Consider the following 8974-nt stretch of genomic DNA (forward strand, 5'->3'; position numbering starts at 1 on the left):
GGGTATTACCAACTAGCTTTCTTAACGCCAGGAATCTGACCCTTGTATGCAAGTTCACGGAAACAAATACGGCAAAGCTTGAATTTACGGATAACTGAATGAGGACGTCCGCAACGTTCGCAACGAGTATACGCTTGAACATTATGCTTTGGCGTGCGTTTTTGTTTCGCAATCATAGATTTTTTAGCCACATTTTCGCCTCCCTTATATAGCGATTACTTTTGGAATGGCATTCCGATTTGTGTCAACAATTCACGAGCTTCTTCGTCTGTGTTCGCAGTTGTTACGATTACGATATCCATACCGCGTGCTTTAGACACTTTATCATAATCAATCTCAGGGAAAATCAATTGCTCTTTTACTCCTAATGTATAGTTACCGCGACCGTCGAATGCTTTTTTAGAAACACCGCGGAAGTCACGTACACGTGGAAGTGAAACAGAAATTAATTTATCTAAGAATTGGTACATACGCTCTCCGCGAAGAGTAACTTTTGCACCGATTGGCATACCTTCACGAAGACGGAAGCCTGCGATAGATTTTTTAGCTTTTGTTACAACTGGCTTTTGACCAGTAATTTGAGTTAATTCATCAACAGCTACATCAAGAGCTTTTGAGTTTGAAACAGCATCGCCAACACCCATGTTGACAACGATCTTTTCAACTTTAGGTACTTCCATTACTGATTTGTAATTGAATTTGCTAACTAGAGCTGGACTGATTTCTTGTTGGAATTTTTCTTTTAGGCGGTTCATTCAGAATACCTCCCTTCTTAATCGTACTATTTATCTAGAACTTCACCTGATTTTTTTGCTACACGTACTTTTTTGCCGTCTTCTGTCTTATAACCTACACGAGTTGGCTCGTTAGATTTCGGATCTAGAAGCATAACATTTGATACATGGATAGATGCTTCCTGGCTGATGATTCCGCCTTGCGGATTCATCTGTGAAGGTTTAGCGTGTTTTTTTACAACGTTGATTCCTTCAACTAGCACTCGGTCTTTCTTTGGGAATGAAGCAAGAACAACACCTGTCTTACCTTTGTCTTTCCCAGTAATGACCATTACTTTATCGCCTTTTTTTACATGCATTTCATCGCACCTCCTTGAATGGCCCAATGCTAATATCTATTAAAGAACTTCTGGAGCTAAAGATACAATTTTCATAAAGTTGCTGTCACGCAGTTCACGGGCAACAGGTCCGAAGATACGAGTTCCACGTGGTCCCTTATCGTCACGGATAATGACACAAGCGTTCTCGTCGAACTTAATGTAAGTACCGTCTTGACGACGTACACCAGATTTAGTACGTACAACAACTGCTCTGACTACGTCACCTTTTTTAACAACGCCACCTGGTGTTGCTTGTTTTACTGTACACACGATAACATCACCGATGTTAGCCGTCTTGCGTCCAGAACCACCAAGCACTTTAATAGTTAATACTTCACGAGCACCAGAGTTGTCAGCAACTTTTAAACGTGATTCTTGTTGAATCATGTAGGTAACCTCCCTTCGGAATATAAAATATCCGAACAAATATATTAGATAATAACTGCTTTTTCAACAACTTCTACTAAACGGAAACGTTTTGTAGCAGATAGTGGACGAGTCTCCATGATACGTACGATATCGCCTACTTTTGCTTCGTTGTTCTCATCATGAGTTTTAAACTTCTTAGAGTACTTAACGCGCTTGCCGTATAGAGAATGCTTTTTATAAGTTTCTACCATAACCGTTACTGTTTTATCCATTTTGTCGGAAACAACACGGCCAGTGTATACCTTACGTTGGTTGCGGTCACTCATTTAAGCAAACCTCCTCTCATTTATCGATTGTTAACCCCGATCTCTCTTTCACGGATTACAGTTTTCATACGAGCGATCCCTTTGCGGACTTCACGGATGCGAGCTGTATTTTCTAATTGTCCAGTCGCAAGTTGGAAGCGAAGGTTAAATAACTCTTCTTTCAGAGTCTTTACTTTTTGTTCAATTTCAGCAGTGGTTAGGTCACGAATTTCATTACTTTTCATTTGATTCACCACCAATTTCCTCACGTTTTACAAACTTCGTTTTGATTGGAAGTTTATGTGATGCTAGACGAAGCGCTTCACGAGCTACCTCTTCAGAAACACCAGCGATTTCAAACATGATTTTTCCAGGCTTAACTACTGCTACCCAACCTTCTGGAGCACCTTTACCTGAACCCATACGTACTTCTAAAGGTTTTGCAGTGTAAGGTTTATGAGGGAAGATTTTAATCCATACTTTACCGCCACGTTTCATGTAACGAGTCATAGCGATACGAGATGCTTCGATTTGACGGTTTGTGATCCAAGAAGCTTCAACTGCTTGTAAACCGTATTCACCGAACGCTACTTCTTGACCGCCTTTAGCACGTCCACGCATTTTTCCGCGGTGTTCGCGACGATGTTTAACGCGTTTAGGTAATAACATAATTATTTGCCTCCTTCCTCAGATTTCTTTCTTGTAGGAAGAACTTCTCCACGATAGATCCATACTTTAACGCCAAGCTTACCATAAGTTGTATCAGCTTCTGCATGAGCATAGTCAATGTCAGCGCGTAGAGTATGAAGTGGAACAGTACCTTCACTGTAATGTTCTGAACGAGCGATATCTGCTCCGCCTAAACGACCAGATACTTGTGTTTTGATTCCTTTTGCACCGGCACGCATCGCACGTTGTAGCGATTGTTTCTGAGCACGACGGAAAGAAACACGATTTTCTAATTGGCGAGCGATGTTTTCAGCTACTAGTTTAGCATCAACGTCAGCTCTTTTGATTTCAACGATGTTGATGTGTACACGTTTTGAAGTAAGTTCGTTTAATGCTTTACGAAGTGCTTCAACTTCTGTACCACCTTTACCGATAACCATACCAGGTTTAGCTGTATGAACAGTAATGTTAATACGATTTGCTGCGCGTTCGATTTCTACTTTAGAAACAGAAGCGTCAACTAAACGTTTTGCAATATATTCACGTACTTTAATGTCTTCGTGTAATAGATTAGCGTAATCTTTATCTGCGTACCATTTAGATTCCCAATCACGGATTATTCCGACACGAAGTCCGACCGGATGTACTTTTTGACCCACAGCTTATCCCTCCTTCTTTTCTGATACGACAAGTGTAATGTGACTTGTACGTTTGTTAATTTGACTTGCACGTCCCATCGCACGAGGACGGAAACGTTTAAGTGTTGGTCCTTCATTTACATAAGCCTCAGTTACCACTAGGCTATTAATATCCATGTCAAAGTTGTGCTCTGCGTTCGCAATAGCAGACTTAAGTACTTTTTCGATTACTGGTGAAGCAGCTTTAGGTGTATGCTTTAAAATAGCAACCGCTTCTCCAACTTGCTTACCTCGGATTAGATCAACGACTAAACGTACTTTACGAGGAGCAATACGTACTGTTCTTGCAACAGCTTTTGCTTGCATTAGGATACCCTCCTCTCAATTAGCGTCTTGTTTTCTTATCATCACTTGCATGACCTTTGTAAGTACGAGATGGCGCGAATTCACCAAGCTTGTGTCCTACCATGTCTTCAGTGACGTATACAGGTACATGTTTACGACCATCGTAAACTGCGATAGTGTGACCGATGAATGCTGGGAAGATTGTTGAGCGACGAGACCAAGTTTTAACAACTTGTTTGCCTTCAGTTTCGTTCAATTTCTCAACCTTATTCATTAAATGATCATCAACAAAAGGTCCTTTTTTTAAGCTGCGACCCATGTTTGAACCTCCCTTCGTGACTGATCTACGGCTCTTTTCAGGAACCGTAGTACAATCCCGTTATTTTTTGCGACGACGCACAATAAATTTATCAGATTTGTTGTTTTTCTTACGTGTCTTGTATCCAAGAGTAGGTTTACCCCATGGAGACATTGGTGATTTACGTCCGATTGGAGCGCGACCTTCACCACCACCGTGTGGGTGATCGTTAGGGTTCATGACAGAACCACGAACTGTTGGGCGTTTACCTAACCAACGAGAACGACCGGCTTTACCAATGTTGATAAGTTCGTGTTGTTCATTTCCAACTTGACCTATAGTAGCACGACAAGCAGAAAGAATCATACGAGTTTCACCAGAGTTCAAACGTACAAGTACATATTTACCTTCTTTACCAAGTACTTGAGCAGATGTACCAGCAGAACGAACTAACTGACCACCCTTACCTGGTTTAAGTTCAATATTGTGTACGATTGTACCAACTGGGATGTTGATAAGTGGTAATGCATTACCTACTTTGATATCTGCTTCTGGTCCAGACATTACTTCCATACCTACAACAAGTGTTTTAGGTGCTAGAATGTAACGTTTTTCTCCATCAGCGTAGTTGATTAGTGCAATATTAGCTGAGCGGTTTGGATCGTATTCGATCGTAGCAACGCGTCCAGGTATACCATCTTTTTCACGTTTGAAATCGATGATACGGTATTGGCGCTTATGACCGCCACCTTGATGACGAACTGTTAACTTACCTTGGTTGTTACGGCCACCCTTTTTGTGTAGGGGTGCTAAAAGTGACTTTTCCGGAGAATCAGTCGTGATTTCAGCGAAATCAGAACTAGTCATGCCGCGACGACCATTAGAGGTAGGTTTATACTTTTTAATCGCCATGTTTTTCCCTCCTCTTCTTAATTAAAGAATTTTATACTTCAAAGAATTCGATTTCTTTACTGTCAGCAGTAAGCTTAACGATAGCTTTACGACGCTTGTTAGTGTAACCAGCGTGTTTACCCATGCGTTTGAACTTACCTTTGTAGTTCATGATGTTTACTTTATCTACTTTCACGTCAAAGATTGCTTGAACGGCGTCTTTTACTTGAGTTTTGTTGGCTCTAGTATCAACTTCGAAAGTATACTTTTTCTCAGACATAAGATCAGTTGAAGCCTCTGTAATTACGGGGCGCTTAATGATTTCACGTACATCCATTATGCGAGCACCTCCTCTACTTTTTCAACAGCTGATTTAGTCATCACTAGTTTGTCATGTCCTAATACATCCAGAACACTAATTCCTTCTGCAGTGACAACCGTTACACCAGGGATGTTACGAGCTGAAAGTGCTACGTTTTCGTCAAGACCGTCAGTGATTACTAATGTTTTAGAATCAACAGAAAGACCCTTTAGGACGCTAGCAAATTCTTTTGTTTTAGGAGCATCGAATGATAATGCTTCTAATACTAAGATGTTTTCTTCTACTACTTTAGAAGATAGTGCAGATTTAATCGCTAAGCGACGAACTTTCTTAGGAAGTTTGTAGCTGTAGCTGCGTGGAACCGGTCCAAATACAGTACCACCACCGCGCCATTGTGGAGAACGGATTGACCCTTGACGAGCACGACCTGTTCCTTTTTGACGCCAAGGCTTACGCCCACCGCCACGTACTTCAGAACGATTTTTTACTTTGTGATTACCTTGACGTAAAGACGCTCTTTGCATCAATACTGCTTCAGTCATCACATGTGTGTTTGGTTCAATACCAAAAACAGTGTCATTAAGTTCAATATCACCAACTTTAGAACCGCTTTGGTTAAATAATGCTACTTTCGGCATTCTTGTTTCCTCCTTTCTTGAAAAGTTCTATTAGTTTGCTTTAATAGCTGACTTTACTTTGATCAGTTGTTTCTTAGGTCCAGGTACATTACCTTTGACTAAGATCAGGTTACGTTCAGCATCAACTTTTACAATTTCAAGGTTTTGAATTGTAATTTGCTCTCCGCCCATACGTCCAGGTAGTAATTTACCTTTGAATACACGGTTTGGATCAACAGGACCCATTGAACCGGGACGACGGTGGTAACGAGAACCATGGGACATAGGTCCGCGTGATTGGTTATGACGCTTGATAGCACCTTGGAAACCTTTACCTTTTGAAACTCCTGTTACATCTACGATTTCGCCTGCAGCGAAAATATCAACTTTGACTTCTTGACCAACTTCGTACTCTTCTACGTTTACACCGCGGATTTCACGGATGAAGCGCTTAGGAGCAGTTTCAGCTTTAGCAACGTGGCCTCTCTCTGGTTTGTTAGAAAGCTTTTCACGTTTGTCTTCAAAACCTACTTGGATAGCTTCGTAGCCATCAACGTCTGTAGATTTCTTTTGAAGTACCACGTTTTGAGCAGCTTCGATAACAGTTACAGGGATAAGATCACCGTTTTCAGCAAAAACTTGAGTCATACCAATCTTTCTTCCTAAGATTCCTTTGGTCATAAGTCACACCTCCTAATTATTATGGTTTTTATGAATTAAAGTTTGATTTCGATATCTACACCTGATGGTAAGTCTAAACGCATAAGCGCATCAACTGTTTGAGGTGTTGGGTTTACAATGTCGATTAAGCGTTTGTGAGTACGCATTTCGAATTGCTCACGAGAATCTTTGTATTTGTGCACAGCACGTAAAATTGTATAAATAGACTTTTCAGTCGGTAGTGGGATCGGTCCTGAAACCGCCGCACCAGAACGTTTTGCTGTTTCAACAATTTTCTCAGCTGATTGATCAAGAATCCTGTGATCATAAGCCTTTAAACGGATACGAATCTTTTGTTTTGCCATTATTTTCCCTCCTTTATCGCCTATTTTTGAATAGACATTCTCCACAGAAATTTCCCACACACTCGCCATGGCAAAGCGGCCGTGTGTGTCAGCAACCTTCTGTTTCATCGCAGTCAAAGACCAACATTGTCTATTATAACTAAAACACCTAGAAGAAGCAAGGGTTTCTTGCAATTTCTTTATGTTTTGCACACTTTCTCTATTATACAAACGAACGGGGATATTTTCAAGGTTATGTGGTATTTTCACAATATTTAATATAACGACCAATACATAACTTTTTGCTGCAATAATACCTTGCAATTTGGATTTACCTATATACATGTTCATGAGTGTGTGCCTGTTGATTTCCACTGCAGGCTCGCTTTCCGCGGGGCTGGCGGTGAGCCTCCTCGGGCTTCGCCCTGCGGGGTCTCAAGATCCAGCTCCGGCGGCTAGTCCCTCGAGGTCATAAGTCAAATCAACCAAAAAGGCAAAGAACGCCTTTCCGGTTGATTCGCCTTATGCTTGTCGGGCCTGACCAAGCCGCCTCCGCTTTTCGTACCTATCCCACATTTCCCGCAGGAGTCGAGCTGCCTTCCGTTGCAATCAACAATGGGTTTTGTTTATATTGGTGTAGAGGTTAAAGGTCCTAAGAATGTATATTAAAAAATCGAGTTATTAAAGCGCTAAGACCTTTTATAAAATAATAGTAGCCATGTGTGCAGTAGAATACAGTATATATAGAAGAAAGTCGAAAATATATTCATTGATCTTTGATCAAATTCAAGTTAGTTCGGTCTTTTATTATTAACTATAATGAAGATAATTAATATTTTGTAGTCTCTAGCTGTTGATTGGAGGGCAAGACGGAGACTCCTTCGGGAAAAGCGAAATAGGTGAGACCCCGCAGGAGCGTCAGCGACGAGGAGGCTCGCCTTTCGCCCGAGGAAAGCGGAGTCTTGCACGGAAATCAACAGCGGCATTAAACAATGATTCTTTTTAGTCTTGTGGAACAGATCTAAATCATTTTGTCAGAGGCGGTATCTTCCCATTCCAAAAATGAACACAAAAAAAAACAGATGGACAAGATGTCCATCTGTTTTTGATATCAAAGATTACTCAGTGATTGTAGCTACTACTCCAGCACCTACAGTACGTCCACCCTCACGGATAGAGAACTTAGTACCTTCTTCGATAGCGATTGGAGCGATAAGCTCAACAGTCATTTCGATGTTATCGCCAGGCATAACCATTTCTACACCTTCAGGAAGGTTACAGATACCAGTTACGTCAGTTGTACGGAAGTAGAACTGTGGGCGGTAGTTAGTGAAGAATGGAGTGTGACGTCCACCTTCTTCTTTAGAAAGAACATAAACTTCTGCTTTGAACTTTGTGTGTGGAGTGATTGTACCTGGCTTAGCAAGTACTTGTCCACGTTGGATATCTTCACGAGCTACACCACGAAGTAGTGCACCGATGTTGTCTCCAGCTTCAGCATAGTCAAGAAGCTTACGGAACATTTCTACACCTGTTACAGTAGTAGATTTTGGTTCTTCAGAAAGACCGATGATGTCGATAGTGTCTCCAACTTTAACTTGTCCACGCTCAACACGACCAGTAGCAACTGTACCACGACCTGTGATTGAGAATACATCCTCAACAGGCATCATGAATGGCTTATCAGTGTCACGCTCTGGAGTTGGGATGTAGCTATCTACAGCTTCCATAAGTTCGAAGATTTTCGCTTCCCACTCAGCATCTCCTTCAAGAGCTTTAAGAGCAGAACCTTTGATTACTGGTACGTCATCGCCAGGGAAATCGTACTCAGAAAGAAGGTCACGAACTTCCATTTCTACTAATTCAAGTAGTTCTTCGTCGTCTACCATGTCACATTTGTTCATGAATACAACTAGGTATGGAACACCTACTTGACGAGAAAGAAGGATGTGTTCACGAGTTTGTGGCATTGGGCCGTCAGCAGCAGAAACTACTAGGATCCCACCATCCATTTGTGCAGCACCAGTGATCATGTTCTTAACATAGTCAGCATGTCCTGGGCAGTCAACGTGTGCATAGTGACGAGTATCAGTTTCGTACTCAACGTGCGCAGTAGAGATTGTGATTCCACGTTCTCTTTCTTCTGGAGCACCGTCGATTTGGTCATATGCCATTGCAGTTCCACGACCATACTTCTTGTGAAGTGTAGTTGTGATTGCAGCTGTTAGAGTTGTTTTACCATGGTCAACGTGACCGATTGTACCGATATTCGCATGTTGCTTGGAACGATCAAATTTTTCCTTACCCATTTGAAAATCCTCCTTTGATTTTAAAGAAAATAAGTATATGTTGGGTGTCTCAGAGACAGTGAAAACCATCTCTGACACAACAATTGCTTACAT

16 protein-coding genes are annotated in these 8974 nt (G+C 41.5%); all 16 read right to left on the reverse strand.

Annotation, left to right across the window (positions count from 1 at the left end):
* Positions 1–5: 5 nt before the first annotated feature.
* Complete coding sequence (locus tag ACSQ2E_RS22210) at positions 6–191, reverse strand: type Z 30S ribosomal protein S14 (protein ID WP_010191505.1); 186 nt, start codon at positions 189–191, stop codon at positions 6–8.
* Positions 192–215: 24 nt separating this feature from the next.
* Positions 216–755 carry a 50S ribosomal protein L5 gene (gene rplE / locus ACSQ2E_RS22215; protein ID WP_060674110.1) on the reverse strand — a complete coding sequence of 180 codons (540 nt, stop codon included), beginning with the start codon at positions 753–755 and terminating at the stop codon, positions 216–218.
* 26 nt (positions 756–781) lie between these two features.
* Positions 782–1093, reverse strand: a complete 312-nt coding sequence (gene rplX / locus ACSQ2E_RS22220; RefSeq protein ID WP_034765969.1) for a 50S ribosomal protein L24 — start codon at positions 1091–1093, stop codon at positions 782–784.
* 39 nt (positions 1094–1132) lie between these two features.
* Positions 1133–1501, reverse strand: a complete 369-nt coding sequence (gene rplN / locus ACSQ2E_RS22225; RefSeq protein WP_060674112.1) for a 50S ribosomal protein L14 — start codon at positions 1499–1501, stop codon at positions 1133–1135.
* 44 nt (positions 1502–1545) lie between these two features.
* Entirely contained in the window at positions 1546–1809 is a 264-nt protein-coding gene (gene rpsQ, locus ACSQ2E_RS22230) for a 30S ribosomal protein S17 (protein ID WP_032085279.1), read from the reverse strand.
* A 20-nt stretch (positions 1810–1829) separates the two neighbouring features.
* Positions 1830–2033, reverse strand: a complete 204-nt coding sequence (gene rpmC / locus ACSQ2E_RS22235; RefSeq protein WP_060674114.1) for a 50S ribosomal protein L29 — start codon at positions 2031–2033, stop codon at positions 1830–1832.
* Positions 2023–2457 (reverse strand): 50S ribosomal protein L16, encoded by a 435-nt coding sequence (rplP, locus tag ACSQ2E_RS22240; protein ID WP_060674116.1) that lies wholly within the window; start codon positions 2455–2457, stop codon positions 2023–2025. The genes rpmC and rplP overlap by 11 nt, the downstream gene beginning before the upstream one ends.
* Before the next feature lie 2 nt (positions 2458–2459).
* Positions 2460–3116: a 30S ribosomal protein S3 gene (gene rpsC / locus ACSQ2E_RS22245; protein WP_060674118.1), complete on the reverse strand. Its 657-nt coding sequence runs from the start codon at positions 3114–3116 to the stop codon at positions 2460–2462.
* Between the two features lie 3 nt (positions 3117–3119).
* Positions 3120–3461: a 50S ribosomal protein L22 gene (gene rplV, locus ACSQ2E_RS22250; protein ID WP_034765976.1), complete on the reverse strand. Its 342-nt coding sequence runs from the start codon at positions 3459–3461 to the stop codon at positions 3120–3122.
* A gap of 19 nt (positions 3462–3480) precedes the next feature.
* Positions 3481–3759: a 30S ribosomal protein S19 gene (gene rpsS / locus ACSQ2E_RS22255; protein ID WP_060674120.1), complete on the reverse strand. Its 279-nt coding sequence runs from the start codon at positions 3757–3759 to the stop codon at positions 3481–3483.
* A gap of 60 nt (positions 3760–3819) precedes the next feature.
* A complete protein-coding gene (gene rplB, locus ACSQ2E_RS22260; protein ID WP_060674122.1) occupies positions 3820–4650 on the reverse strand; it encodes a 50S ribosomal protein L2 in 831 nt (276 codons plus the stop codon).
* A 31-nt stretch (positions 4651–4681) separates the two neighbouring features.
* Positions 4682–4966, reverse strand: a complete 285-nt coding sequence (gene rplW, locus ACSQ2E_RS22265) for a 50S ribosomal protein L23 (protein WP_034765982.1) — start codon at positions 4964–4966, stop codon at positions 4682–4684.
* On the reverse strand, positions 4966–5589 hold the full coding sequence (gene rplD / locus ACSQ2E_RS22270; RefSeq protein ID WP_034765984.1) for a 50S ribosomal protein L4: 624 nt from the start codon (positions 5587–5589) through the stop codon (positions 4966–4968). The genes rplW and rplD overlap by 1 nt, the downstream gene beginning before the upstream one ends.
* 30 nt (positions 5590–5619) lie before the next feature.
* Positions 5620–6249, reverse strand: coding sequence for a 50S ribosomal protein L3 (gene rplC / locus ACSQ2E_RS22275; protein ID WP_060674124.1), 630 nt, complete (start codon positions 6247–6249; stop codon positions 5620–5622).
* Positions 6250–6284: 35 nt separating this feature from the next.
* Positions 6285–6593: a 30S ribosomal protein S10 gene (rpsJ, locus tag ACSQ2E_RS22280; protein WP_034676072.1), complete on the reverse strand. Its 309-nt coding sequence runs from the start codon at positions 6591–6593 to the stop codon at positions 6285–6287.
* 1097 nt (positions 6594–7690) lie between these two features.
* Entirely contained in the window at positions 7691–8881 is a 1191-nt protein-coding gene (gene tuf, locus ACSQ2E_RS22285) for an elongation factor Tu (protein ID WP_034765989.1), read from the reverse strand.
* Positions 8882–8974 lie beyond the last annotated feature (93 nt).

It is taken from the genome of Rossellomorea sp. LjRoot5, assembly GCF_964253455.1.
GTDB lineage: Bacteria > Bacillota > Bacilli > Bacillales > Bacillaceae_B > Rossellomorea.

Excerpts from the sequence above, each read along its gene's own strand:
- rplE (WP_060674110.1), bottom strand. The coding sequence starts at position 755 with ATGAACCGCCTAAAAGAAAAATTCCAACAAGAAATCAGTCCAGCTCTA.
- rplX (WP_034765969.1), bottom strand. The coding sequence starts at position 1,093 with ATGCATGTAAAAAAAGGCGATAAAGTAATGGTCATTACTGGGAAAGAC.
- rplN (WP_060674112.1), bottom strand. The coding sequence starts at position 1,501 with ATGATTCAACAAGAATCACGTTTAAAAGTTGCTGACAACTCTGGTGCT.
- rpsQ (WP_032085279.1), bottom strand. The coding sequence starts at position 1,809 with ATGAGTGACCGCAACCAACGTAAGGTATACACTGGCCGTGTTGTTTCC.
- rpmC (WP_060674114.1), bottom strand. The coding sequence starts at position 2,033 with ATGAAAAGTAATGAAATTCGTGACCTAACCACTGCTGAAATTGAACAA.
- rplP (WP_060674116.1), bottom strand. The coding sequence starts at position 2,457 with ATGTTATTACCTAAACGCGTTAAACATCGTCGCGAACACCGCGGAAAA.
- rplV (WP_034765976.1), bottom strand. The coding sequence starts at position 3,461 with ATGCAAGCAAAAGCTGTTGCAAGAACAGTACGTATTGCTCCTCGTAAA.
- rpsS (WP_060674120.1), bottom strand. The coding sequence starts at position 3,759 with ATGGGTCGCAGCTTAAAAAAAGGACCTTTTGTTGATGATCATTTAATG.
- rplB (WP_060674122.1), bottom strand. The coding sequence starts at position 4,650 with ATGGCGATTAAAAAGTATAAACCTACCTCTAATGGTCGTCGCGGCATG.
- rplW (WP_034765982.1), bottom strand. The coding sequence starts at position 4,966 with ATGGATGTACGTGAAATCATTAAGCGCCCCGTAATTACAGAGGCTTCA.
- rplD (WP_034765984.1), bottom strand. The coding sequence starts at position 5,589 with ATGCCGAAAGTAGCATTATTTAACCAAAGCGGTTCTAAAGTTGGTGAT.
- rplC (WP_060674124.1), bottom strand. The coding sequence starts at position 6,249 with ATGACCAAAGGAATCTTAGGAAGAAAGATTGGTATGACTCAAGTTTTT.
- rpsJ (WP_034676072.1), bottom strand. The coding sequence starts at position 6,593 with ATGGCAAAACAAAAGATTCGTATCCGTTTAAAGGCTTATGATCACAGG.
- tuf (WP_034765989.1), bottom strand. The coding sequence starts at position 8,881 with ATGGGTAAGGAAAAATTTGATCGTTCCAAGCAACATGCGAATATCGGT.